The organism is Chromobacterium sp. CCUG 76385, assembly GCF_059916625.1.
The window spans coordinates 129396-154437 of the sequence record NZ_JAUCGU010000006.1 but is presented as its reverse complement, the minus strand read 5'-3'; the positions used below and the strand labels follow the sequence as shown (position 1 = coordinate 154437).

General features: G+C 55.5%; 18 protein-coding genes and 1 pseudogene. 2 read left to right on the top strand and 17 right to left on the bottom strand.

Features of this window, described 5'->3' with window-relative positions; genetic code table 11:
- Nucleotides 1-16: 16 nt before the first annotated feature.
- The 8 genes and pseudogenes from QUG01_RS06780 to QUG01_RS06745 all read right to left on the bottom strand — a co-directional run bounded on the left by QUG01_RS06780 (nt 17) and on the right by QUG01_RS06745 (nt 8611).
- Nucleotides 17-727, bottom strand: coding sequence for a DUF6896 domain-containing protein (locus tag QUG01_RS06780; protein WP_500829457.1), 711 nt, complete (start codon nt 725-727; stop codon nt 17-19).
- Nucleotides 728-1267: 540 nt separating this feature from the next.
- Nucleotides 1268-3112, bottom strand: coding sequence for a TniQ family protein (locus QUG01_RS06775; protein WP_500829456.1), 1845 nt, complete (start codon nt 3110-3112; stop codon nt 1268-1270).
- Complete coding sequence (locus QUG01_RS06770; RefSeq protein ID WP_500829462.1) at nt 3087-3887, bottom strand: hypothetical protein; 801 nt, start codon at nt 3885-3887, stop codon at nt 3087-3089. Before QUG01_RS06770 ends, QUG01_RS06775 begins: the two co-directional genes overlap by 26 nt.
- Before the next feature lie 93 nt (nt 3888-3980).
- Nucleotides 3981-4334 (bottom strand): annotated as a pseudogene (locus tag QUG01_RS06765) (TniQ family protein); the annotation flags it as partial.
- Nucleotides 4327-5295 carry a TniB family NTP-binding protein gene (locus QUG01_RS06760; protein ID WP_500829455.1) on the bottom strand — a complete coding sequence of 323 codons (969 nt, stop codon included), beginning with the start codon at nt 5293-5295 and terminating at the stop codon, nt 4327-4329. The pseudogene QUG01_RS06765 and the gene QUG01_RS06760, both read right to left, overlap by 8 nt.
- Complete coding sequence (locus QUG01_RS06755; RefSeq protein WP_500829454.1) at nt 5292-7262, bottom strand: TnsB C-terminal domain-containing protein; 1971 nt, start codon at nt 7260-7262, stop codon at nt 5292-5294. Before QUG01_RS06755 ends, QUG01_RS06760 begins: the two co-directional genes overlap by 4 nt.
- Complete coding sequence (locus tag QUG01_RS06750) at nt 7225-7947, bottom strand: TnsA endonuclease N-terminal domain-containing protein (protein ID WP_500829453.1); 723 nt, start codon at nt 7945-7947, stop codon at nt 7225-7227. Before QUG01_RS06750 ends, QUG01_RS06755 begins: the two co-directional genes overlap by 38 nt.
- A gap of 508 nt (nt 7948-8455) precedes the next feature.
- Nucleotides 8456-8611 (bottom strand): helix-turn-helix domain-containing protein, encoded by a 156-nt coding sequence (locus QUG01_RS06745; protein WP_500829452.1) that lies wholly within the window; start codon nt 8609-8611, stop codon nt 8456-8458.
- Nucleotides 8612-9162: 551 nt separating this feature from the next.
- Here QUG01_RS06745 and QUG01_RS06740 point away from each other — a divergent pair.
- Together QUG01_RS06740 and QUG01_RS06735 are read left to right on the top strand one after the other, a co-directional pair.
- Entirely contained in the window at nt 9163-10083 is a 921-nt protein-coding gene (locus tag QUG01_RS06740; protein WP_203390270.1) for a retron St85 family effector protein, read from the top strand.
- On the top strand, nt 10080-11075 hold the full coding sequence (locus tag QUG01_RS06735; RefSeq protein ID WP_500829451.1) for a retron St85 family RNA-directed DNA polymerase: 996 nt from the start codon (nt 10080-10082) through the stop codon (nt 11073-11075). Before QUG01_RS06740 ends, QUG01_RS06735 begins: the two co-directional genes overlap by 4 nt.
- An 814-nt stretch (nt 11076-11889) precedes the next feature.
- Here QUG01_RS06735 and QUG01_RS06730 read toward each other — a convergent pair.
- The 9 genes from QUG01_RS06730 to QUG01_RS06690 all read right to left on the bottom strand — a co-directional run bounded on the left by QUG01_RS06730 (nt 11890) and on the right by QUG01_RS06690 (nt 24176).
- Nucleotides 11890-13221 (bottom strand): HipA domain-containing protein, encoded by a 1332-nt coding sequence (locus QUG01_RS06730; RefSeq protein ID WP_500829450.1) that lies wholly within the window; start codon nt 13219-13221, stop codon nt 11890-11892.
- Nucleotides 13221-13703 (bottom strand): helix-turn-helix domain-containing protein, encoded by a 483-nt coding sequence (locus tag QUG01_RS06725; protein WP_500829449.1) that lies wholly within the window; start codon nt 13701-13703, stop codon nt 13221-13223. The genes QUG01_RS06730 and QUG01_RS06725 overlap by 1 nt, the downstream gene beginning before the upstream one ends.
- A 574-nt stretch (nt 13704-14277) precedes the next feature.
- On the bottom strand, nt 14278-16644 hold the full coding sequence (locus tag QUG01_RS06720; protein ID WP_500829448.1) for a TOTE conflict system archaeo-eukaryotic primase domain-containing protein: 2367 nt from the start codon (nt 16642-16644) through the stop codon (nt 14278-14280).
- 98 nt (nt 16645-16742) lie between these two features.
- Entirely contained in the window at nt 16743-17249 is a 507-nt protein-coding gene (locus tag QUG01_RS06715; RefSeq protein WP_500829447.1) for a hypothetical protein, read from the bottom strand.
- Nucleotides 17250-17577: 328 nt separating this feature from the next.
- Entirely contained in the window at nt 17578-17856 is a 279-nt protein-coding gene (locus QUG01_RS06710) for a helix-turn-helix transcriptional regulator (RefSeq protein WP_500829461.1), read from the bottom strand.
- Between the two features lie 680 nt (nt 17857-18536).
- Nucleotides 18537-20384 carry a TniQ family protein gene (locus QUG01_RS06705; protein WP_500829446.1) on the bottom strand — a complete coding sequence of 616 codons (1848 nt, stop codon included), beginning with the start codon at nt 20382-20384 and terminating at the stop codon, nt 18537-18539.
- Nucleotides 20381-21373: a TniB family NTP-binding protein gene (locus QUG01_RS06700; protein WP_500829445.1), complete on the bottom strand. Its 993-nt coding sequence runs from the start codon at nt 21371-21373 to the stop codon at nt 20381-20383. The genes QUG01_RS06705 and QUG01_RS06700 overlap by 4 nt, the downstream gene beginning before the upstream one ends.
- Nucleotides 21370-23406, bottom strand: a complete 2037-nt coding sequence (locus QUG01_RS06695) for a TnsB C-terminal domain-containing protein (RefSeq protein WP_500829444.1) — start codon at nt 23404-23406, stop codon at nt 21370-21372. The genes QUG01_RS06700 and QUG01_RS06695 overlap by 4 nt, the downstream gene beginning before the upstream one ends.
- The gene (locus QUG01_RS06690; RefSeq protein WP_500829443.1) at nt 23403-24176 is read right to left on the bottom strand and encodes a hypothetical protein; all 774 of its coding nucleotides are present in this window, start codon (nt 24174-24176) and stop codon (nt 23403-23405) included. The genes QUG01_RS06695 and QUG01_RS06690 overlap by 4 nt, the downstream gene beginning before the upstream one ends.
- Between the last annotated feature and the right edge of the window lie 866 nt (nt 24177-25042).

Here is a 25042-nt window from a genome sequence, read left to right as displayed (position 1 = left end):
GACTGGGTATCCATCATCACGCTCCTGGTGAGAGGCTTACTTCAGTGTAGTTACCAACTTGTAATTGGGACATAGCCTTTTGAAAGCCTTCGCACGTGGTAAATAAAAAACCTAGCCAGCTTGATTGGTAAATTCCTGCATTGACTTTGTTATTTTTTGATAGATGCCCATCTTTCCTCCATTTCTCTGAAAGACGAGAATAGTTTTTGAACATTAAGTCGGCCGCGCAATAGTAATGAGCATAAAGCGCAAGGACAGGGTCATGATCACGATGTGGTAGCTGGTTGTTATTGAAAATAATATTCTTGTCAATTTTTAGAGATCGGCTAGCTCCTTTTAAATAGTAAAGAATATAACCGGAATAACTTAATTCACCTGATTCGACAGCAGCCATAAAAACTTTTTCAAGCTCGTTCTCATTTTTAAATCCATATTCAATCATTTTTTTTTGGGCGAAATTGGCAAGTCGCCATATGTCGAATCCCCCAACTTCACCTAGTGAACCAAAGTCGAAATCAACAGATCCCGAGGGCAGGTGCACTGTACATCCGTAGCCATGCTTGAAGTATTTGGTACCGTCTTCAAGCTCGCCGTGTACTGGGATTTTGTATTCAACCCAGTCTTTGTTAGTTAATGGAATTTCTATGCCTGATTTTAATAAAAGAATAACGGCATTTAAAACGCTTTCTTGGTAGTCTGATATTAGCCTTGATAGTTTTTTATCCATAATTATTTAATTTAAGCGAAGTTGTGGAGTGTGCTGTCGGATGTTTAATGTTGTATGCGCTAAAATAAAATAATGAACTATACTATTAGTAGTTAATATGGAGGGTAAGTCAGTGGCAAAAGAATCTTTAGTTGGGCTGGTAGTTTTCGGTCTTTTGTTTGTCGCCTTTGTGATCTACGCAGGCAGCCACCGACAGCAAGACCACCAGCCACTGCGCAAAGCAAAGCGTGCTAGGGAATAGTATCTGAGTAGTATCCTTCGCCGGAATGGCCTATGACAATAGCGTTGCCGGTTGCTCTTGATGCGGGACCTGCCGTGGGTCCGTTTCTGCCATGATCTCGCCAGGCTTAACCCTTGCCACCTCTTCCATCCTTGGTTAGCTTTGAGTACAAGCACTTGGTTGATTTCACGGAGGCACCGATGCCAACAGAGTCCTTGGTAGCGCTTGTGGTGGTCGTTCTCGGCTTTGCTGCTCTAGCCGCCTATGCCGGCCACCAACGTAAAACCCACCACAAGCCCCGTCAGCCCAAGCACTGAGCGCTATGTTTGCAAGTCCGTTCTCCGGTAGAAATACTGCCGGCAGCCGTCTACTGTCGGCCCGGTTATGGGCTGGACGGAGAGCTTTGCAAGCAGCGCCTTCGGTGATGTCTTGGTGTCTCGCGCCAGTGTGCTGAGCGCCACATATTGCCGTTCAAAATCCGCAACGGCTTCGGCCGTGATCCAGAGTTGGGTCTGATTGCGGAGGGTCGATGCCAGCAATTGGCGTTGCACCAGGTGGTATGCCACCTGTTCCTTGATGCCCAACTGTTTTGCCGCCTCTGGAATTGTCAGCAAGCCCGCGTGCTCGATCCGATAGGCCGACGACCAGTCATCCAGAGTTCGCTTGTCGAGGAGGGTGTGCCCGAGCTTGCTTGCTGTAGGATCACCTTCCACAAGCAACACCTCGCGTTTCATGATGGCACGCAGCAGCGCGGTAAAGCACGGCCCGTCAATCCGCATGGTTTTCAGGGCGTTGCTCAGCGTAATGGTTGGCTGGGTTGGTGAAGGCGCAATGCCCCGTATCTGGCAACGCGTCACCAGCACCCGCAGGGAATCCAACGCAAACCGCCAGGTGCTTGCACCGTGGTCGCCAGGGGCAAACTGAGGGAGCAATGCATGTACGGCAACCAGCTGCCAGATTCGGATTTTGCTGAGTCCGAGATATTTGGCGGTCGCTTCCAGGGTAAGGCCTTCGCTTAGCTCCATCCTGACCAGGGGTAACTGTGCTTCGGGAATCGACCAGAATTGTCGTCCGCTTCTGCTGGTGACGATGTTGGCCTGCAACCAGCCGGCAGCATGCAGCCGTTTCAGTTCGGCTGGCGTCACCCGTAGCTTAAGGCAGGCCTCCTGAATGGTGATGCAGTTGCCTTGCCCATGTAGTCCCGTTTGCCAATGATTGCGCAGGGTAATGGGGCCTTCCCAATGCTGTTTCAAGTAGACCTCGAATGCTTCGCGCAGGAAGTCAAACTCGGGCGAGTCCAGTTCCACGTACAGCCAGTGATAGAGGCGGCCGAAGCTGCGCCGTAGGCTGAACGAGCTGGGGGAGGAAGTCTTGATCTTGTCGAGCCAAGGGTGAAAGTTGTCGGGCCAGTTTTCCAGCAAAGAACCGAGCTTGTGGCTGACGGCTGCCAATACCGACACGCGATGCAGCTGCGCCAGTTGCCCGGTTTTCTGTCCTTGTGCCCTCAGTTCGATATTGGCGATAAGCTGGATCAGTCTCGCCCAGCCTTGTGGCGTAATCGACAGGGATATTTGGTTTTCACGCTCGACCGAGCATTGAAACGTGCTTTGAACCATCTTGATGGCTTCGGATGCCTCAAAGACTTTCTCGGTTAGCGACTGTCCGCAGTGGTGGCAGTGACCACTCAGAACTTGTCCGGCAGATAGCACAGCCCCGCATTCCGGGCAGGCATCCAGCAGCAGGTTGCAGTGGTAGGGACAGATGCAGTACAGGCGAATGCTCCAGCGCGCATTCAGATGGGGCTCACTGCGCAAGCAGACGGGACACCATCGGGTCGTGGCGTAATTGATGGCCAGATCGCGCTGACCCGGTGCTTGCGCATCCGCAGGCCGCACACGCATGGGCCAAGGCAAATACAGTCTTTGCCATTCCTCCTGAGACAAATGTAGCAAGGCCCGTAGTCGGGCAGGTTGTTCGGTCAGCGATGTCAGTTGGCGTAGCAGCGGATTGAACGAGTCATAGCCATTGGCCCAGGCAAGGCGAGTCAGGAAGCTGATACCGGATTCACCTGGATAGGGACGCACACGAATCGGCAGGCGGAGTTTCTGGTTTGTCCGACGGTGATTTGGGAACTGTCGCTCAGCCGTGACTTGATAGCGCAACATGCTGATTCTCCTTTGCATCGGTGGTGAATACCTGCTGGGCAAAATGTTCGAGGCTTGAGCGACACAGCAGGCCAAGCCAGCGATCCAGCTCCCGGACCAGTACCGTTGGCGAGCCATCATTACCGGGTAAGTCGGATAAGGTGGCGAAGAGAGGCAGGGCTGGCTGAATGCCGTCGGCCAGCCATTGGTTCAGCAGCTGTAACCGTAGACGGATGTGTTGCTGATCCTGGTCATGTGCATGTCGGCGTTTGAGCCAGGACGGGGATGCTTTCGGCAGAACCGCAGGCAGTGGGCGATGTTGCCATTGGCTCCATAGCCGGCGTAGTTGCTGCTGGTATACCTGAGCCGGGATGGCTGGGTTCAGCGTGATCCGGTCATGATTGAGCGGCGTTGGGCAGCGTAGTAATGGCGTGATATAGCGCGCCATGAGCCGGGTGTGGCCCAGGTCACGCCGAGAGATCCAGCGCGAGATGGCCAGCGGCTTGCTTTCCGAGTTCAGGTAGATGAACGCACCCCTTGGTTGGGCGTAGGTTGCCAGAATGCTGCGTGCCAGCCATTCCCTAAGTTGTGGCAGCGGCTGGGACAGTACTTCCAGATGCAACTGAGGACCACGCGGTTTCTCTTTGGCCCGCTGAAGTCGACTTACCAACTGGCTGGCAAAGTGCAGCCATGCCAGGTATGCGGATAGACGCTCAGGATGTTGCTGGGCGCGTCGGATAATTACCTCGGACAATCGGTAGTTGAGCACGGTAGGTTCCGCCGTGTCGTCATCCAATAGGCTCCGCCGACAAAGGCAGTGCCAGTCCCTGTCCAAGGCTGCCCAATACAGAGCGCGGCCACAGAGGCAGTACTCCCGTAGCCGGGTGCGATGTCGAGGGCAGACCGTCACCCAAGGCAAAGCCCAGTAGCCCGCATGATGGCCTCGCTCAACTAGGCATCGTGGGCAGAGTCGAGGCGATGAGGTACTCCGGCTGCGCCAAGGCTCTGGGATAGCTGATTTGAGCTTGCGCTGAGCTTGCAGCCACGCGGGGTCGCTTGGCAGATCAAAGAACTGACCCATCAGGTCGTCGCGAGCGAGCCGACGCGGGTTGTCGGAAAGCGCCCGTATGAGCCATGGCGGTGTGCGGTGGCCATGAAGGCTAAACAGCCGATGGAGAAAACCGCCGATGCTTTCATCCATGGCTGGCCGAGGGCGAATAGGCAGGGCGGAACGCTTAAACATGAGCCGGTCTCCCCCGTGTCTGGGCTCGGAGCGCGCCCTGTTCAAAGGGCTCGGCCTGACGGTCAAGGCGACGGAAAACGAAGTCGCGACTGAATGGATTGAGCGCGCCTGTGCCTTGCGGCCAAATCTCGGCTTCAAAGGCTTGTGCCAGCTCCTGCTTACGGATTTCGTTCAGGGACTGCTCGAAGGCCAAGCGGATCGCGCTGATCAACAACTTTTTCAGGTAGGCCACGCGGCCATCGGTGGCGAAGTACACCCGGCATGCCAGGCTTTCCCAGCTTTCCGAACCGATGGAAAACGGAATCGGCATGCAGCTGGCCAGGGTGTAGAACAGGTCCAGGCATTCCTGCTCGACGCTTTTATCCGGGTTCTGCCCCAGCTCCATGCGCATCTGCCGGGAAAAGCGGCGGCGCAACTGCTCGTTGACCCGAAGCAGGTTCTCCACGCGAGGCAGTCCCAGCAAGACGGTCGGGACTTGCAGGTTATCCATCAGGCTTTTGATCCAGTCACCGACGAGATACTGGGTTGGCGACTGCCCTCTGTCCTGAATGTGGTTGGCTTCGTCAATCAGCAGCAATTCGACACCAACGCCTTTGGCTAAGCGTGCGACGCGAGCGGTCTTGGCAGAGCCTGTCCCCTGGCCGGGCTGGAGATCGCCCAGCCGGGTCAGCATGGCTTCCGCCACGCCGCCGATGGTGGCCGCTGGAGGAATCGAGACATACAGCACCGGCTGCACATCGCGTTCGGGCAGAACGACACGCGGGTACTTCTGGCAGATGAGCTGACAAAGCGTGGTCTTACCGGTGCCGGATTCCCCGGTAATCAGCAGGTTCTGGATCATTGCGCCGGAGCGATACAGCTGTAGGGCGCGCTCGACTTCCTCGAATGCCGACATGAAGGGTGGGAAGTTCAGGTGTTCCTGACTGAACTGGCTGAGCGCCATGAATTCCTGATGGATCATTTCCAGTCCTTTCGCGATGGGAGCTTGAAGGAAGGAATCAGCTTCGGTGCCAGTGGCGACTCCGGGTTGGCGATAGGCTGCTGCGATTTGAGTTGCCGTTTGGGTTTGGGCGCGGACATGCGAGCTTCAGGCTGGTTGCTGTTTGCTCCCGAGAGCCGGGCGGCACGTTTGCGTTTACCGAGCTTGCGGCTTTGCACCAGCGCATCGACCTCCTGCATCAATTGATGACGTGCTTCCGCCAGCCGCTGGGGATTAGCAGCCTTCTTGCCTTGTTCCCTGAGCATCTTGCGAATGGTCTTGTGCTGGAACTCGGTGAGCCCCTTGGCGTAATCAGGATCGGCAGCACTAATAGTGAGTGGGTGTTCGGCGTTGGGCGGCCAAGCCAGAATGGAGCCTAGGTCACTGGGGTCGTACACCACCCGTATAGGCGTACCACTTCCCCAGGTTCGAAGAATTGGCTCCAGTTCAGGCCCTGCGTAACGGATACCCATCAGGAACAGCCCTTCCTGATTCAGCTTGCGAATTTCAGCTTTGCCTATGCGGGTGCGCAGGTCTTCCAGGGTTCCTGGCAACTGTGGCGTCATGCGTTGCAGACCGTCATGCCATTTGGCCCATGGTGTCGTACCGATGCCCCGATGCACGGTCTGGGCATACACATCCAATAGCCACTTTTCGAAGAGGTGGGTAAATTCACCGAGCGTCAGGACAGCATGCTTCTGTGGGTCGTAGTCCCCGCGCTCGGTGAAGCGCGCCAGACTGGTGCCGGGCATTTGGTGCGTGAAGTAGTAATTGACGGTCTTGAGAAAGCGTTCGATGACGCCTTTGAAACGAGGCTGACGTTTGGGACAAAATTGCAGCCCGATACCAAGGTCCAGCGCGATGGCTTCCAGGGTCGTGCCAAGAAACTCCAGCCCATTGTCGCAGACCAGTTCTTGCATCACTCCATAGCAAGGCCAACGATGTTCGACAAGAACACCTTGGACTACTTGTTTTGCTGGTTTCTTTGGCAGGATGGCATGGCGCAAAGCTCCAACTACCGCCTCCACGGAAGGCGGGCCAAAGCTGATGAAGTATCCGACCGGGAAGCGGCTGTATACATCAATCAGAATGGTCAGGGTTGGGCGACCAAGGGGTAATTGGTAAAAGTCATCGATCAGGAACAAGTCGAGAGGGGTGTGATCCACTTCAACCCGTTGCAGGATGTGCTCTACGACAGGGCCATTTTTGAAGATGCGGAAGCGTCGATCAGCTGCATTCTTGCCATATTTCAGCGCTGTGAGATCGTAGGCATCAATCCTTCTGAACATGCGGTAGATGGTGCGTCGTGAAGGCATGACTAAGCGGTTCTCGTTAAACCGGAGCCGGTTTTCCTGAGCGACCTTCATTTGCAACCGATCATATACATTCCCTCCTGTCGCAGCAGGAGTGGATGCAAAGGCTTCCTGTGCGGCCTCGGAAAAGAGCTCCAGCAGCTTGTCAGGCTGGCGCAGTGCGTGGGTGCCGCGCAGGTCATAACGGGGGATCAGCGCGCGTATATCCTGTGCATTACGAAACCGGCTCAGCCAGCGGTAGACCGCTGAAGGGGAGGGTGGCTTCGGATCACCCAGTTGCTGGGCAATCTGCGTAATCATGGGGGCTAGGCCTTGTGGGGTCAGAACATAGCTGCCCTGTTCTTCCAGGCCTTCCAGATACGCCAGGCGGCGCTTGGCTTCCTGTTGCAGATGAGAGGGTAAGTCCGCCAGAGGGCGACTGTATTTACGTATCGGTTCCTTGGCGGATGCCTGCTCGGGTACGGTGATCTGCCCTTCACCATATGCAGACAACAGTTCATCAAATGCGCAGATGCGGGTATGCCCATCCGTTTCCCTGCGCACGATGGCTTGTTGCTGTGGCGTCAGGCGCTCGATGATGTGGGGGACACCATTCCATTCAAAAGCCATATTTTGGCGCAATGCGAAACCACTCATGATCGCTCTCCATGCTCAGGGTAACCGGGGTGTCGAAATTGATGGGCTCAGACAGGTCGCATTGCAGCCAGCCATCCAGTAACAAGCCGAATGGCTCCACACCATGCATAGTTAGCGCATGGCTTGCTGCATCTAGCGTCATGGGGAAATCGCCGGCCAACGACTCCATCGCGGTGCGGCTTTGCATGAACGACATGACGCGCTTGGAGGCGTGCTGATAAATCCATTTCAGGTTGTCGAGTTGGGGCTGCTGCCGAAGGTCTACTTCACTCAAGACCAGGAAGGCTTGGCCCGTTCGTTCCAGCTCTGCCGCGACACAATCAAGCTTGTGACGCATATCAGGTTGCTGAAGGCTGCGGGTTGGCTTGATTTCAACCAGTACGCGCCGACCGTCGTGAAGGTCGAGGACGAAATCCGGTGTATAGCGCCGAAGCTTGTTACCATCAGGGAAGTAGATGCGCTTGGGCTGCTCCGCGAAGCTTTCAATCAGCGGGGATGTCTCGAACAGGTAGATGGCATCCCGCTCAAGCAAGCCTTCGTAATGCACCAGGCGGCCGGTTTTACGGCTGGGAAACTTGCCGCGCATGATCCCGCCTGTAGAGCGGATCACTTCGCGGGAACGCTGGTGGGCCAGGCCACCAGGGGAACGACTCAGTAACTGCCGTTTGAGTGAAATTGCAGGCATGACTGCTCCTCCTACGTGGGCAAGGGGCTGCAACGGCCACTTACCCACCGGAAAGGGTCGAATATCACCAATTTCGGGCGTACAAATACCCTGCCGCAGCGTTTATCAAGCTGCGGATCGGCATGATGTGTGGGGGTGTGGCTTGACCTAGGCGGGAGGAGTGCAGATACTTTGGGTGTCGAATTCCTGGTATCTACAGATTCCAGACCCTTTGCGAACGGGCCAAGCCGTAAGGTTTGTCCCGTTTACATTTCTGCCTCCTCTCTTTTGCGACGCTTGAGACGCCGCACCGGTTCCGGCATGGGTTCTTCCTGAATCTTCATCGCCAATATTTCCCGAATCACTCGAATCTGCGCGGGTTGTAGCTTGGGCAGGCTTTGCTGCAAGTCGGCAACCAGCTGATACACCTCTTGTGGTGCATCCGTGTCGATAACCAGCTTGCGCTGCGATGCCGTTACAGCGGCAGACAGGCGCGCTTGATCTTCTGGCGGGAGATCTAGCGCCTTGATCAGCTTGGTGATGAATTCAGGTTGGGGAGCCCTTTGATGCCGACCTCAAGCGAAGAAACATAGCTCTGCTCATAGCCGATCAGTTCTGCGAGATCGCCTTGTCGGATGCCATAGCGCATCCGTAATTCATGCAGCATGTGGGCAAAGGGGCTCATTTTTACCGCAGGGGGAAAGAGGAATTTCTAACAGGCTAGATGTGGCTGATAGGGGTGTCAAACATCAGGGGTGCGCGGAAAAACAGAATGAAATCAAAATGGTACCAGCAGATTATCTATCAGGCTGGTCGCGCCGGACTCTCCGGGGGAGGGGGGAGTTTTGCTGTGAATCTGAGTGAAAATGCAACACGCAGACAATGCGTCCTCATCTGACACAACCCAGTACATGACTGTAGTCGATTCGTCTTGCTCTTGACTGTGTTGCAGTGATCCAACGTTTGCTCCATGAGCTAGGTGGTGTGCAGCCAGGTCTGAGAATCAAGCGTGATCATTTTATCAAGTGATATCTTCATGAACTTGACGGGCATGCCTTTGGAATTTAGAATGAATATGCTTCTTAGCTGAGTTCCTAGCTTTAAAGCAATTCTGGAACTCTATGCCGGGTGTATAGCCAGGCTGGTAAAAATTGATATACATTGCGGGCGATTTTAAGCATAAATCGCCTAGCGGCGATTTATGCTTAAAATCGCCAGCACTTGTGTAAGAAGCTCATGACTAACCAAATAAAAAATGCCCCGTCTAAGGCGCTTGAGCAACTTCTGGAAATAGCTCGTCATACTTTCAGAAGTGGCCACTTATATTGGCCTAAAAAGGAACCGCACATTACATTTGTCTGCGGTAAGGCTCCAGACCTTCCTGACTCGTTGCGAACATCTTTCCTTGAGTTTAATCGCACTTTATCTCCACAAGATCAGCTGACACCAATCTTGGCAGAGGCAACATTTAAAAGCCTAATTCAACTGGATAGACAGTCGCCACATAATTTAGCGACTTTGGAAAAGTTAATAGCCGATATTGCTGACAGTGTCATTGTATTCCTTGAGAGCCCTGGGGCTATTGCAGAGCTCGGCTATTTTTCTGCTTTCGAAGAAATTTGCTCAAAAACAATTGTTATCATTGAGGATGCACACCAATGGCCTTCTTTTATTAGCACAGGGCCGGCTGCAACCTGTACAGCATTGACACGTTATCAACCAGGAAAGGTTGTTATTAACAAAACAAATCCGACTCCTGCCTTTCAGCAAGTTCATGCCTTAGTTCAGCCGCACATCAAAGAAAAATCCACACGAACATCATTTGAAGAAATAACAAATTTCAAATCACTGAATACCAGAAGTCAATTTTTTCTTCTTCGTGAGTTAATTTATTGCTTCTCGCCCCTATGCGGGGAAGATATGTATTTTCTTATCAAATCTTTGTTTGGTGTATTTGACAAAACAAAACTTCTTAGATCCTTTGCCGTATTGCAAGCCATAGAAAATGGCATTCAGAAGGATGAGTCCGGGCTTTTTTATATTGCAACCGGCTTTGGAACTCTACTTGATTACGATTCTAACGCACTCAAAGCCACTGTTCTGATGTTTTATGAGAAGCATATGCGTGAAAGATACCCTAGTGGAGGCGCGGCATGAATCTCATAAAGGTAATGGCTGACAAATTTGGATTATCGCCTGATTTTGTTCAAAAAACAATATCGTTTGCCCCTCGATCATATAAGAGATTTGAAATTTCAAAAAAAAATGGACAAAAGAGGACAGTATATCAGCCAGCGAGAAAAGTTAAGCTTTTACAATCTTTTGTATCAGATGAAATAATTAAACGTTTTCCGCTTCACCCTGCCGTGTTCTCTTACAGAGAAGGACTGTCAATACGAGATAACGCGGAACAGCATCGGAGAAACAATTATTTACTTCGCCTTGATTTTAGGAATTTTTTCGAATCAATCGAAATTAAGGACGTAATACAATTTTTCATATGTAACGTAAAGAATGCACCATTCGTGTTATCACATGACGATATTCTTCTTTTATCCCAGCTGTGCTGCTTTAGGGCTGATGATGGTAAATTGAGGGTTGTCATAGGCGCTCCATCTTCCCCCTCAATTGCAAATGCTATACTTTATGATTTTGACGTGGAAGTTTTTGATCACTGCAAAAGTCAGGGGATTATCTACACTAGATATGCCGATGATTTATATTTTTCCACAAATCATCAAAACTTGTTGTCAAAAATTCCTGAGTTTGTCTCTAGAGTTTTGAGCCAGACTTCATCTCCACGACTCATGATTAACGAGAAAAAAACTTACCATACATCGAAAAAACATAGGCGAATTGTTACTGGACTTACGATTACATCCGAAAATAGAATCTCCATTGGAAGAGATCGTAAACGAGAAATCAGAACGTTAGTTTTTAAGTGTATATCCAATTCGATTGATATTGATAAGAAAGAGTATTTGCGAGGGTTGTTGTCGTACGTGTCAAGCGTTGATCCTGATTTTTTCTTTTCTTTGCTAAGAAAATTTGGAGAGGATGCCATCTACTCCATTCAAAAAAATCAGCCCCAGAGCGATAGAAACGTCTTAAGTACTGAGGAGAGTGATTCCGGAGAGTTCCCGTTCTGACGATGCCCCGGATTTACTGAGTGGATCAAGCCGCTCTTGATATGGTTTGATATTTAGCCAGTAGAGCTCACGATCTTGCGTTTTTCAATAGAAATTATGACTGGTAAAATAGCCAAGTAAACACTTGGGCAATTTTCATAATTTTCATAAAACTAGGCGTGCAAGAAACTCTGATTAAATCAGCCGTTACTCTACGCAAAATGGATAGATCGCTTCGGCTAAATAATAGCTTCTCCATCAATCGAAAAAACCCACCGATATGTTCCTCGGTGGGTTTTTCATTATCTGTGTCAGCATTTTTTCACTAACCTGACACAAATTTCACTTTGAGTGTCACCCTACATGTAGGTGGATGAATAACTTGAGAAACCTTAGCCTTTCCAAACAAGGCTTTACGGTCAGCATGGCCGCATAAGATGGGAATACACGACGCGTAAGCTAAGAAATTTTCTCGTAGCCTCTCCAAGAAGTGCCGCGGAGGTAGCAGAAAGTCAGGCCGTCCCATCAGCATGCGTGGTCACCATCTACGGAAAGCCACCCGAAAACTGCCTACTAGATAAGGCGATTTTAGCCTGTTTTCCCTGATGGGAGTAATCAATCTAAGACGATTCAGTATTGCCTGACGGCCGGGAGCGATGAGGTGTTTTGCCATCCTCTACCTGAGGCAAGTTCAGACGCGTACATCACTTCAGTAATTTCGCCAGTTGGGAGGACCGCAGCGCGGGCAAACCCTGACGGGAAGGGCTGAACGAGATAGTGGGGGCCTTCGAAAAACGAAAGAGGCCCCCGCCCGACGTTGGCGGCCCCACCAGCATCAGGCCAGTTGCTGTGCCATCTCTTGGATGATGACATGGACTATTGTACGGACCAGCCGCTCCTCGCCGTTAAGCCGGGCGGACAATTCCGCGCTGCGTTGCCTTAGCTGGGCGTTCTCGGTCATCATCTCATCGTACAGCTGCCTGGCCTGCTCGACGATTTGACCTTGCAGATTGTTCAGCACCGTTTCGGCAACCTTAGTAGGCAAGCCCAACTTCACGCCGGCGGCGACCAACACTCTCCTACTCATCTGCTCGAGCCGCACCACGCCTTCATCCAGCGGCCATGCCATTTCCCGGTATTTCCAATTCGTCCCCCCTCCATCGCGAACCGCAGCGGTCTCGTACACGGCCTCGGACAGCAGGTCGTAGGTCGGCGTCAGGTCAATGCCGGTACTGGTCATGAAAAAACTCAGGTTCTTCAGGTGAGCGTCGGTGTTGCCGACCAGCACGTTGAATACCAGCCACTCGAATAGCTTAAGGCGCGCCTGAGCCATAGAACGACAGCGTCCGGCGAAGGAGTCTAGCCGCTCAAGGCTGCCTTGACTGTATTTGTAGACGGCCGCCAGATTGTCGAGCTGACAGGCATCTATAATGTGCAGACGCTGCCAGACCCCGTTCTTTTCCACGCGGTCGAAGCGCTCAACTAGGTAGACCGGCAACGGCGTGTAGTGTCGGTAGACCGCTGGCACCTTCATTTGAGTGTTGCGCAGCCGGCGTGCCAGACTCATCACGAACCACTCATTGATGACCGAGTGCGGGTAGGCCGGATGCTCGTGGTTCGGTTTGAGGATGTGCGTCGACATGGATGCACCCTCCGGCTCGTACAACACCCCGTCCTCGTACACTACTGCCAACTTGTTCTGGGCGCCGGCCAGCGACATCCGTTTTGGGGCCTCGTGGGTGAGCGGCAGCCGCGGCAAGTCCTCGATGCGCCGCGCCAAATTGACATCGTCCAACAGGCGACGCTCGCCGCCTACCGGGACAGCAGCTCCCATTGGCAACAGCGTCAACGAGCCGGCCGACTCCTCACCGTAGTGTTCGAGCAGGCCGAACGCATCGCCGACCGTCACGTTAGCATCTCTTGCCAGCGCCTCGCGGTGCGCCGCCTCCGGCAGCAGGTTGTCGAAGTACCACTGCACCGGACGGTGAGTCGCGCCATCGAGCAGTTGTTCCTCCTGGAGCGGCAGGTGCGGGCTGAGCGGAAATGCCGAGTCCAGGTGGAGCCAGCTCGGGTCGTACTGGAACGCCCATACATTGCCGGCCTCGACCAAGCGGCCGACCGCCTGGTGGTTGATGTGGACCATCAATTGTCGGGCTTGCAGTTGCATTACGACCCCTTCTTGTGCGGTGTCTTCAAATTCGACTTCGGAAATGTCGGGCCTGCTGCCGTCGCACCGCTAAGCTGGTTCGAGTAGTACTTGTCCCATCCCAGCTCAGGTTCCAAATCCAGAGGGGCGCTCTTCCGGAGTTTGTTGTTTCCTCCAGTATCCGCTTTCAAGTCCAGCGCCAATTTCCGGTCGGTAAACGATTCAAACGTCTTCTTCTGGGACTTCCGGTTTTTTTGCTCGCGCCGGGCCAGTTCCTCCTCGACCCCTTCAGGGAGGTCGACGATGACATTGATACCGAGCGCATTGAGGACCCCGAACAGCTTGCCCCACTGCATGGTGTCCGCACCGTTCTCGAGCCGTCCCATGAAGTTCTCGCTAACACCGAGCATCTCGGCAAGCAGGTCCTGCCGCATAGCTTGGTGTTTGCGGGTCGCGCGCACCAATTCGCCAAGCTGGTTGGGGGAGTCGAGCTTAAATTTCATGAGAGCCTCCCAAGATGTAACTACGAAATTCCTTAACAGACGAAGGATTATATCTACGTGCTGGAGCGTTGCTGATGTTTTCCGTTTCCTGTGAAGGATTATAGCCTAACCCCGTGAGAGGGAGAAAACTTTCCTGAGTCTGTGGAGGATTGCAGGGGGGACGGGATGGAGAAGGAACTTTTCCTGCGTAGGAAGAGGATTTTCCTCCTCAGCAGGTGTGGAGGGAGATTTTCCTTAGTCTATGGCGGATAAGACAGTATGAGGCCATCTACACTACATCTGGTGTTATTGGCTCCGGGAAACAGGCATTCAATATTCTTATGTGCTGTGGATACAATCTGTAGGGTAGTGCTTGAGCGTACACATCGAGCGTGCACGCCCCCGCCCTGAGCCACATCTCGACCATCGGCATCGAGATACCGTCTCATTTCACACTTGGCTTGACCGCCACGGTCAGCCTTTATTCCATTGGCAATGTATCTGACCTGCAAATCATCGCAACAGTCTACCATGCGAAAACTTAGAGCCCACCGCCCACGCCGACTCGTCGTTGTACTGCCGCGGCCAGCACAACTTAGCTTTCGCACGCAGTAATGCTGTACCCCATGGCCCGATACCCAGCCTGTCGCTTGTCCCACATACGGACAAGTACAGGATGCCCGGCATCTACAAAATCAATGATGCGTACATCCGTCTTGGTGGCGTGTTCCCGATGCAGGCGCCCAGCGTACTGCTGCAGCGTGCCCTTCCAAGAGACTGGCATTGCTAGAACCAAGGTATCAAGCGGTGGGTGGTCAAAGCCCTCGCCAACCAGCTTGCCCGTAGCCAGCAGGACACGGGGTGCGTCAGAGGGCAAACCATCTAGCTCTGCCACCATCGCCGTACGCTGTTTGCGCGACATACGCCCGTGGAGCACAAACAGGGACGAAATCTGTGGCTGCAACACCGATTGAAGCAAATCCAGGTGGTCTGTTCGCTCGGTCAATATGAGAACTTTCCGTCCCAGCCTGAAAGACTCGACAACCTCATTGGCAATCAGCTGCGTGCGTCCCACATTGGCTGCCAAATGACGGAATACATCCTGAATACCGGCCTCCAGCGGGACCTCGATTGCCTGGGAAATATACCGAGGACCCACCTCAAGAACATGGGGGGCGCTAGCCGGCCGTTCTGCGGTATAACGTATCGGCCCGCATTGCATAAAAATAATCGGTTGCTGACCATCCCGACGTATCGGTGTCGCGGTAAGACCGAGCACATATTTGGCCCGGACTCGCTTCAAGAGTAAATCGAAGGAGACCGCACCGATGTGATGACACTCGTCGACAATCACCTGTCCATAGTTCTCAATGAGGGCGCTGACCTCACCTTTGCGGGAGAGTGACTGCATCACCGCGATGTCGATTTTGCCGGTTGGCTTGGCTTTGCCACCGCCAATGCATCCAACCAGGCCTTTACTTGCCCCCAAGAAGGCTTGCAACCGCTCTTGCCATTGCTTGAGCAGCTCGGTCCGATGAACCAGTATCAGCGTATTTACCCCTCGCCGGGCAATCATCGCCGCTGCCGTCACTGTTTTCCCAAAGGCCGTCGGGGCGCATAACACGCCCACGTCGTGATGCAGCATCGTGGCAATGGCCGCTTCTTGGTCGAGGCGCAAGGTGCCACCGAAGTCAACACTGATGGCCTCCCCAGGGTAACGCTCATCTTCCGTCACGGGCTTAATGTTGTTGGCCGCCAAGAGTTCAAGCGCCGCATCCAGGCACCCCCTTGGCAGCCCAATGTGCATGGGGAAATTTTCCGCACATCCAATAAGGCGTGGCTTATCCCAAACCGGTAAGCGCATTGCCTGAGCCTTGTAAAACTCCGGGTTCTGAAATGCCGCCAAACGAATGAGCCGGTTCGCCAATGCCTGGGGCAGTTCTTTTTTGTCAAAGTAGACTAGATTCGCCAGCGTCACCCGGAGCGTTTCCGGCATCCGGCCCGGAATCTTCGTCTTACTGGGCGCTGGTTTTTTCCATGGAACGCCGTGGTCTTCTTCCTCGATGACAGTCACATCCAAAGGATGGCCATCACCGGTGGCCGTCACGATGACTGACTCAATGTGCGCAACCGGCATTCGCGTGACCTCGGCCAGAAACGCCCACTGGTCCGGATATGGCTGGAACGCATCATCGACGAAGACGCTTCCGTTGTTTTCCCTCGCCTTCTTCTGCAACGGAAGGGCAATCAGATTGCCAAAGCCACCCTTGGGCATGGTGTCCTGATTGGGAAATAAACGGTCATAGGAGGAGAGCTTCAGCTGCCGGGTACGGGAGCACGTATGGCTCAGAATGGCAGTTCCCAAGCGACGCGCGTCGCGGGCATCGACTTTCTGGGTAAAGAAAATCCACACATGGGCGCCATTGCCAGAGCGAGAAATTTCCATGGCGGCCGGAACACCCAGCAACCTGCAGGATTGCAGAAATGCTTGCGCATCCTCACGCCACTCCTGCTCGTCAAAGTCCACCGCGAGAAAGTGGCAGGTGTCATCCGCCAATAAAGGATAGACGCCGACTGTGAGCGCACCCGACAGGTGAGCGTAGATAACAGAGTCGGTCACCGGCATGAGCAGGCGATGCTCGCACTCGGAGCACTTCACCCTTGGTTTCTGGCAGATACCTGCTTGCCACTCGTTGCCACACGCAGGAGAGTATCCTGACTTACCGGTGGTCTTACTCTCCCACCGCATCGGATAAACATCCGTTCGTCCCTGGAACAAACTGCGGAACAGAGCGACTTTTTCAGCGGTTGAAAAACGAAGCGGGTCGCTCTGTTTTGCCTCGGCGGGAACCGGCTCTGTCGGCCGCACACGCCACTCAATACCATGTGCTTCGAGCAGTGCAATCAGACGGGCATTCTCGACTTGGAGCGCGGCAAGCGCATCCCGTTGGTTATTTGCCATGAGTTGGACGCTATGTGGCCGTAGCCCAATCAGAAAAGGCTATCGACATTAGTTAGCCCGCCCCCCAGAGAACGGGAACAACAAATCTCCCCATCCGGCTAACTCGCCCCAAGGCTAAAGTCCCCCTCGCTGCGCAGGCGCTGGTAAATCGCAGTAATATCCCGGCGCAGGTTCAGTCCCAGCCACGCCACGTTTTCCAACAAGCCATCACAAACCCAGCGCCCTTGTAGCGGAAACAGCCCCGCCTTCATCACTACCCCGGTTTCACCGTTTGCCACCACGCGCAACCGGTCGGTCAAACCCAGTACGCCATAGGCGATGCTACCGTCCTCCGCAATCAGTACCGAATAGCTGCGGGTGTCCTTCAGGTATACCCAGCGACCGATTTTCAGCGCCTCGATAGCATCCAACATCTCGTCATCCGCCTGTGTGAGAGTGGCACGGTAGCGCGCCAGCAAGGTACGGTCTGCTTCGTAGCGCACTCGACCCAGCACCAACCACTGCGAAGGCGGTTTGCCATGTTTTTCCTCATCGCTCACCAGCGTACCTAAGAAAGCCATATAGGTATCGATGAAACGTCCAGCACTGGACGGGTCAATCAGCATAACGCGCTCCCTGCTGATAACTAGAAAATCTAAGTGAATTGAGCTGCGGCTTCTTTGCCATAGGAGGGTAAGTTTAGCAAATCAAGTCCGCCTAGCGCTCAACCTGCTCACCATGGTCTGTTTGGCTGCTGAGGAACGTCAGTCGGGCGAGACCAGGGCAATTCAGTTTCGCCTCAGCTGTCTGATTCCTGCAGGACTGCCTCGTCAAGCCAAGTAGCTCTGTCTGAAAAGTGTTCTATTCCACTCGGAACTGTCTGAAATTTGTCGGATTCTGACTACGGCGCCAAGGAAGGAGTTGGTCAAATATCGGCACGTAGCGGTCAGATAGTCATCCTGGCTTCTTGACTTTGCTGGCCCGCTGACGGGGGGAGGCCGTCCGCGTCAACATGAGGGGATTGATACTCGGGACGGGAGCAATCGTCTCGAACCACGACTCCCGCCCCAAGACGCGAACAACCTGAATAAGCGTTCGTAGCGACGAACCACAGCCGGCCTCCAGATTCCGCAACGTACGCACGCTGATACCCGCACGCTCGGCAAGAGTTGCCTGGTCGAGGTTCCGATGTATGCGAAGGGTCTTCAATCGTTCTCCCAACTCCACCTCCATTTCGCTCACCGTTTGATGCCTTTGCGCGTTGCTCGTCGCCATACATGCCTCCAGAAAACCATCCGCAACAACCGGCAATATTATTCCTCTTATCCTCAGAAATCACCAATAAGAGGCTATTTTTTGCCGGTTATTGCGAAGGGCGGTGAACGTAGCCCATGGCAATGTTCCTGGCACACCGACCTCTTTCACACGGCGTTCCGGGATTCGTATTTCATGCCCTCTACGATGCCTATACTCTGATGCAAGAACCTGCATGCTGCCCGCCGCGCGAAAGCCGCCAGGCAGAAGGGCCGCCCCATCCAGTCGATGGGCTTCGGTGATGTGGCGATTGCCGCCGGCGCGGACGAGGTGCTAACCACCAACGCGACGGGGAAACCGGGCTCTGGGGGGAAGTTCTGAGACGCCCGACGCGCTGGCGAAGACAGAGGCGCGGAACGAAAGTCTGTCGGGCGAGGCCGGCTCCATACCGTAGTACATGGGTGGCGGCTGAGTGAAGGCGCATCCCAGGCAAATCTGCCAGGGAGGGCTGGGCTCAGCCTCTCCACCCGTAGGTAAGCTGAAAAGTGTGCACCTGTTTGTCTGGCTGAGCCCTTCAGGCAGGCAAGAGGATAGAGAAACCATTCAGGTCAGTCAGTGGGGGCTCCGATTTTCGGACGTCCACAATTGGCTCCATGCTCTCATTGAGCCGGGTAGGCGGATACAAACAGGTCCTGGCCAGCCCTTGCACCAATGACCGCAAGCCTTCCCAGGTCAGCAATACGAATCAACCCACCACGGGAAGCCCCATCGGGCAGAGGCCGCGCTCCAACCAGCTCTATACCGGGCAGCAGCTTCGACAACGCCGACGACTTTGTGCCCATGCCGCGCGCCAGGTCCGCCAGAGGAACATAGGTTTGCCGGAACGTCAGCAGCTGGTGCGGCAGCACGACCCGACACGGCCGTCCTCGCAGCAAAATGGACTCGGACTCCAGTAGGCCCTCATCAATCCAGTAAGCAATGCTCTCCCACTTCCAGCCGGTGAACTTCGAAAGCTGCTGAATCGACATCCCCGCTTCGAGCAAGGGGGTTCCGAAATACACGGCCACGTCGCACCGGCGGAATACCATATCGCCGAGCCGACGACCGCACGCAATAGCCTTCACCCTGCCATCAGCAACGGCCTGCATCACGGTCTGGATAGCCTGCTTGTCGCCCATGCGTCTGCTGGTCAGTCCCGCCCACGTGAGCGTTTCGTCCTCGCCGACGGCATCGGACTCCGCCGACTCACGAACGCGGGTGACCAGGTTCGAGATGGAGCAAGACTCTACCAGCCCGCCTTTCAGAAGGTCTTGGCACCAGTTCACATCGGCGCGAATCACACCAGCCGCTATCATGTGCTCAAGCACCGATTCCGGCACACCAGCCAGTTCGCAGGCCTGTGCGCCGCTCACCCATTCGCTGCGTCGTTGCTGGATACGTTCAACCTCGGAGCGGGGAAGTTCATAAACCAAGCCGCGGGTCCCCATGCGACGCGTCCGGTAACCGCATTCCCCAGTCTGGATGGCCTTGTGTAACCGGGAAATACTGACACCAATCGCTTTGGCAGCATCAGGTGCACGCAAGTAGTCTGTCACGTCCTCCGCCATGGTTTTCGCCGAGTCGAGTCCGAGGATGCCATCGAATCGCTCAGCAGCGACTTCGATGATGACCTGGAGGAAGGGCTCGAGTGCCGTACCCTGACAGAGTTTTCTTAGGCCGATGTACCATGGGCCAAGCAATGTATTGAGTGTTCGGGCATCCTGCTTGCCGGCCGCGATTCGACGTTCTACATGTGCCTGGAAACCTGTTGGCCAGTCAGCAAGCAGCGTGTCGAGAGGGGCGAGGAAATCAACCGCTTCAGTAATGGACTTTGGAAGCGCAGCACTTCGATGGAAAGTCGGGTGTGCCAGGTCAGCGGACAAGCAGAGCGTCCCCACAACCTGCCCCAGCGTAATGAGGTCAACCCCGCGCAGTCCAGGCTCGACACTCCCCGCGTGTTTACCCCCGCTGGCAATCAGCGTCGACAGCCAGTGCTGCGCTCGGGTGGATGCCACGCGAGGCAGCATCTGCAGGTCATGACCACATCCACACCGGTCGATATGGTCGCGATGCGGCGACAGCAATTCGCCACAGTCATCGCATTGGTCGACAAGTCGGATACGATGGTAAGAACAGGCGGTGACATAGGCGTGCTCCCAGTCATGCCGCAGATAGGCATCCTCCGCCAGGCAGGCCGGGCAGACAGCGTCGGCCTGGGTCCGATGCAAACGCCCCCAGCTTCGGCAGCCTGCATCCTGCTGGCTCGCAAAATGCGCCCACTCGTTCTCGAGCCCAAGCTGTCCCGCCACAAAATCAGCATGCCCCAGCAACGCACTGCGGCTGCGTTGTACACCAGCAAGCCCGGCCAGCTCGCGCCAACCCGCTAATACGTTAGCGGCAGCAAGCCGCCGGTAATAGCCCAGCCCCGATTCATCTTCCCGGGGTGCATACGTCACAACCAGACTCATTGGACACCTCGGAGCGGTTCAGGGATGAGTGGCACCGCCAGGTCGTTGTCGTTCATCACCTGCACAAAGGCTTGATGGAGAGCGGCTGGCGCGACGTCACCCTGCAAAACCTCGGGGTTCTTGAATGCGGGGAAGTGGCGGGAACCCGCCGCTTCGATGGCATTGGCGGCGGCCTGGCAATCAGCGAAAGTCAGCGACCGCGGCGACTCATACGCCATCTGACTGGCCAGCTCCTGCATCCATCGACTCACCACACCAATCAGGCCACCACTGAGCAGGTAGCACTGATAAGTCAGTACGGGCCCCGGCAGGTCAATCGGATAGCCGGATTCGCGAAACAGGTTGGCATAGGTTGCCACGCAGCTATGAAACGCCTTCATGTGCTCTGGAATGCGGGAGTCGTAAGGCAAAAGCCGACGCGGCGCCGACGTCCGCATACGCAATTGCTCGTTGTGCTCGAACAAACGCTCGAGGCGGGGCACACCGAACAGAAACAGCGTCAGGTTGAGGGCATCGGCCAGCGTCTTGAGCCAGTCACCCGCCGCACGGGGGGGCACGCGAGCACCGGGCTCCACCAAGTGGCTCGCTTCTTCAAAAATGACAACGCGCGTACCCGCCAGTTTCAACTGGTCCAGCATGCGGTTTCCCATGGCGCCCGACGTGATACTGCGCTGCACTGGTAAGCCGAGGGCGGTGAGCACGCAGGAAGGCAGCAGCAGGGGTGAGACTGGGGTGGGCACCGGCACGACCAGCACAGGAACATGGCGACGACCATTTACCTTCGTTTCTGGGAAAGGCCGGCTGAGCGCATTAATGAGCATCGACTTGCCGACGCGCGATGGCCCCACCACCCGCTCGATACGGCTTGCCGCGCCATCCATGGCGTCCTCGATACGCTGCCTGAGCGGCTTGAAATGCTCGAGGAACTGCGGGTGCGGCAGTTCGCAGGTTTCGATAGCGATGCGCAGTTGCTTGGCGGGTGTGGTCATAGCAGTCCTCCACTGTCACGAGCGAGAACCGGCAACAGCTCCACATCGTCAAGCAACGGTACTACCGGCGGTGTGGCGGCGGGCGCTGGCGGGGTGTCTGATGGCCAGTCGGCGCTGCGCGCGGCTACGGTTGGCGGGGGCATAGGGCCTGGCTGCTTGGATGCACGCGTCACGGCACGCGCGTGCTTTTCCCGTTGGGCCGTTTCGCGGTTGCGTTCATGCTTGCTGGTTTTTTTGCGTTTGGGCGCCAGTGAGTCCGCGACCACCTGCTCGTGCAATGCGTCCTCGAACTTCTGGGCCTGCGGGGCGAGCTCGAGGCTAGACTTCTGGAGTTTCAAACGCTCCGTGGCCTCGCGCATCGACCAGGCGGGCGTTTCAGGTCGGACGTGCTCGTTGACCAGCGTGACCAGCGGCCGCTCATCGCCATCATCCACGTAGACGTAACGAAAGTCGTCCGGGTCGTAGAGCACGTGCACCACTTGCCCTTCGCCATGGCGGTGAATCAATGCGGGCAAGCCGTCGCCCTTGTAGTTCATACCCTCCACCGTGATGCCGGTCTTTCGACTCAGCGTGCGTTCCGTGTGTTCGTAGAGTGCCGACAGCCATTCCGCGCGCGACGGCGGCAGGGAAATCGCGTAGCAGGACGATTCGAAATGTTGCCAGCGCTTGGCCGGAGTCTCTCCTTTGACGGCGGATTCCGTGAGGACCACCTCCCAGGTCAAACGGTCGAGTGGCTGGTGAATCCATTTTTCGTACAACCAGCGCACAATCCAGCGCTCGAGCTCCTCGAGCGTCATGAGTCGGTCTCCCAGCGCGATGGGGTCGCGCTGCCCATCTTTTCCTTCGAAGCGCGTGCAGCCCGCTAAGGCCTCCAAAGCGTTCTTGAGCGATAGATTCAGACGATCGATGAAGGGCTTCTCCTGCCCGGCGCGGGCGCGACAATGTCTGACGTCGACCCCGAGCAGCTCCAGCTTTTCGATGCGCCAGGTTTTGGTTTCGGCCCCGTTGTCGAAGACGAGAAGACCGGGTGTGCCGCACGCTGCCCAGATGCAGTCGATACCGAGGGCGGCCAAGTATGTGAGCCTGACGGGCGCCATGTACATCTCCGCACAGGCCAGCGAGTCGGTGTCGGTGGGCGCACCCACAACCAGCCTCCACCCCATGGGATGGCCCGTGCAGCAATCAATCGCATGCACCAGCCAGACCTGGCTGCTGAAACCGCTCGGGGTCTGGATGACAAAGGGCAGATGAAGCGCATCCTGCTCCACCCGCTCAAAGGGCATTTCGACTCGGATGCGCTGTTTCGCAATGGCGGTTCCCGCTATGGCCTGGCTTGGCAGCATCCGGTCGTCGTCGGGGTTCGCTTGGACAAAACGCCGGATGGTGTTCCTGACGAACTTCTGGCTAATCTTTGGACAATCCAGTGGGACAAGACTACCCCGTACCGCCCGATTGACCATGTTGGTCAAGGTTTCGAGTGACCAGCGCGATTGCGGGACCAGATAGTGCAACTCCGCCAGCGTGCAAATCGTGTTGATGACTTCCTGGGAGTAGCGCGGCGAGCGGTTGCCCTTGTTTCGGTCACCGCGCAGCACGGGCAAACCGGCCAACTCGCGTTGGCGGTAGCGGTACATCGTCGACTGCGGAGGAAAGGGCTCCGACTGCGGCCCCGCTTCATCGCGATACGCTTCGGCTGCGTAGTGGTACGCCGCCGCAAAGCTCACGCCTAGCTGCTTCTGGATGCCACGGATACGCCGCATTGCCTCCTTGATGACATGGATTTTGTCGTGAAGCTTCGTGTCACTGTGTTGGGCTGCCTGGCTGAAGCGTGGTTTGCCCGCACGCAACAGCGTGAGCTTGCCTGCGTAGAGGTCCGCCGTGAGCGTTGCCACTTCCACATAGCGGTCCGCACGCTTGGCGGCATCGAAGACTTTGACACAGCCGTCACGCGGGCGCGGGTCGAGCACCTCAAGATAGGCGTCGAGGTTCATCGGAGGCGCCAGCCGGTCATTCTGAAAGAGGGTATGCATCATCGTTCCACCTCCTCCAATAAACACAGATGGCTCAGGTCACCCTGCGCGAGCGAGACCTCGAGCGTGCCGCAGATGGGGAAATGGGCCACGTCCGCCGTCAGCAGACCGCTGACCAGCAAGACCGGCATCAGGCTGGGCAATAGCTGGAGGTCTTCGCACAGGGTACGCACGGTGACCGGCCCCGCTTCACAGCGGTCTCTCACGCGTTCGACCAGCTCAGCGGTAAGGTAGGTATGACGTTGATGCGTTGCCTGCTTGAGGAGCCGCACGTTCATCCTCAGCGGATGGGCGGTGTTCGCCGGCATGACCCAGGTGCGCAGCGGGTAGCTATTGGCCGTGAGAATCGGGCGGGCGCGCTCGATTTTCTCCCAGTACGCTTCGTCCCCCTCAAAGCCTTCCAGCTTGACCTCAACTGCATAGCGCAGCCCGTCTTGCCAGTCGACGCTGAAATCGGGGGTGTAGAGTTTCGGGCCTGGCAGTTCGCGATACGCGTGCCAGGCCGCGCTTCGGGCGGCTTTAGTCAGCAGCAGACGTTCGTCAATCAGGTCGACACAGAAGGGTTGTGGCTGAAAGCCGCGAACGCGTGGGTCAATCTCAAGCAGATGCGAAACGAAACGCTCAGCCTCCAGCTCGACGTTGATGTGCCCGTTCGCCTTCTGGGTGTACGTCCCCAGCTTGGCTTTGCCGTAGGTGGGGGCCTGATGGCGGACGCCCGTGTTGGCATCATTCACCCGGCCGCGACGTCCATAGGACGCGGGTGTGCGGCTCATGATGCACCTCCGCAGGAGGCACGGCATGACAGAACGCTCTGGCCACGAGTCCTGGCATGTGCAATGGCGCTTGCAGAAGAAGGGCCGTGCGGGAAATCTGTAGAGGGGTTTTTGCTCAACATCAGGCTGTCAATAGAACGATAAACCGCGCAGCTTATCTGAGTGTTTTCAGTAAAAATAGAGGCGTTTTTGCCGACGTTACAAGCAATAAAGTGAGAAGTTGTTGATTTAACAGAGGGAGATTCGGCGGAAATTTTTTTCGCGTTACGCGCATGTAACGTTAGCGTTACAAGGTGTAGTGATGGCGTCGCACGGAGTGGAGAACCCATGCTGCAGCACTCGAGACGATGCGTGTTATAGCGGGGAATCGCATGGCAGACCGGCGAGCCAGCAAGACGAACTCTGCCAGGTTTGTCGCGGTGACGAGCAGGGGAATATTCAGCGACCAGGCCCAAGCGCCACGCTTGGCTGTTGGTGACACCTGGCAGTTCAGGACACGCGGCGCTCGCATCTCGCCAGAAAAAAGCGTAAACAACCCCCTCCGGTTTGGACCGGATTTCGCAAGACTGCCGCCTACTGCAGACAACCCGTCCCATGGCCAGCCCCCGCATCGTACCCTCTCATAAATAGGGCACGACCGCGTTGGCGGCTCACATCAGCAAAGACAGGTTCACTCTCAAAACTGCAGGTCAGCGTTGCACTGACGTCTATCAACCGTAGGCGATGGAGTGGGGGTTTTCAAGGTCGGCGGGGAATTGATATACGAATAGGCATTGAGAACCACCACTGTCTCGGTACATTCAGTTGCTGTGACTGCTTGACACCGGCAACAAATGCGCGCACTAAAATTTAACTTAGCGTCAGTA

Coding starts and splice junctions, on each gene's coding strand:
- QUG01_RS06780 (WP_500829457.1), bottom strand. CDS start 727: ATGGATAAAAAACTATCAAGGCTAATATCAGACTACCAAGAAAGCGTT.
- QUG01_RS06775 (WP_500829456.1), bottom strand. CDS start 3,112: ATGTTGCGCTATCAAGTCACGGCTGAGCGACAGTTCCCAAATCACCGT.
- QUG01_RS06760 (WP_500829455.1), bottom strand. CDS start 5,295: ATGATCCATCAGGAATTCATGGCGCTCAGCCAGTTCAGTCAGGAACAC.
- QUG01_RS06755 (WP_500829454.1), bottom strand. CDS start 7,262: ATGAGTGGTTTCGCATTGCGCCAAAATATGGCTTTTGAATGGAATGGT.
- QUG01_RS06750 (WP_500829453.1), bottom strand. CDS start 7,947: ATGCCTGCAATTTCACTCAAACGGCAGTTACTGAGTCGTTCCCCTGGT.
- QUG01_RS06745 (WP_500829452.1), bottom strand. CDS start 8,611: ATGAGCCCCTTTGCCCACATGCTGCATGAATTACGGATGCGCTATGGC.
- QUG01_RS06740 (WP_203390270.1), top strand. CDS start 9,163: ATGACTAACCAAATAAAAAATGCCCCGTCTAAGGCGCTTGAGCAACTT.
- QUG01_RS06735 (WP_500829451.1), top strand. CDS start 10,080: ATGAATCTCATAAAGGTAATGGCTGACAAATTTGGATTATCGCCTGAT.
- QUG01_RS06730 (WP_500829450.1), bottom strand. CDS start 13,221: ATGCAACTGCAAGCCCGACAATTGATGGTCCACATCAACCACCAGGCG.
- QUG01_RS06725 (WP_500829449.1), bottom strand. CDS start 13,703: ATGAAATTTAAGCTCGACTCCCCCAACCAGCTTGGCGAATTGGTGCGC.
- QUG01_RS06720 (WP_500829448.1), bottom strand. CDS start 16,644: ATGGCAAATAACCAACGGGATGCGCTTGCCGCGCTCCAAGTCGAGAAT.
- QUG01_RS06715 (WP_500829447.1), bottom strand. CDS start 17,249: ATGCTGATTGACCCGTCCAGTGCTGGACGTTTCATCGATACCTATATG.
- QUG01_RS06710 (WP_500829461.1), bottom strand. CDS start 17,856: ATGGAGGTGGAGTTGGGAGAACGATTGAAGACCCTTCGCATACATCGG.
- QUG01_RS06705 (WP_500829446.1), bottom strand. CDS start 20,384: ATGAGTCTGGTTGTGACGTATGCACCCCGGGAAGATGAATCGGGGCTG.
- QUG01_RS06700 (WP_500829445.1), bottom strand. CDS start 21,373: ATGACCACACCCGCCAAGCAACTGCGCATCGCTATCGAAACCTGCGAA.
- QUG01_RS06695 (WP_500829444.1), bottom strand. CDS start 23,406: ATGATGCATACCCTCTTTCAGAATGACCGGCTGGCGCCTCCGATGAAC.
- QUG01_RS06690 (WP_500829443.1), bottom strand. CDS start 24,176: ATGAGCCGCACACCCGCGTCCTATGGACGTCGCGGCCGGGTGAATGAT.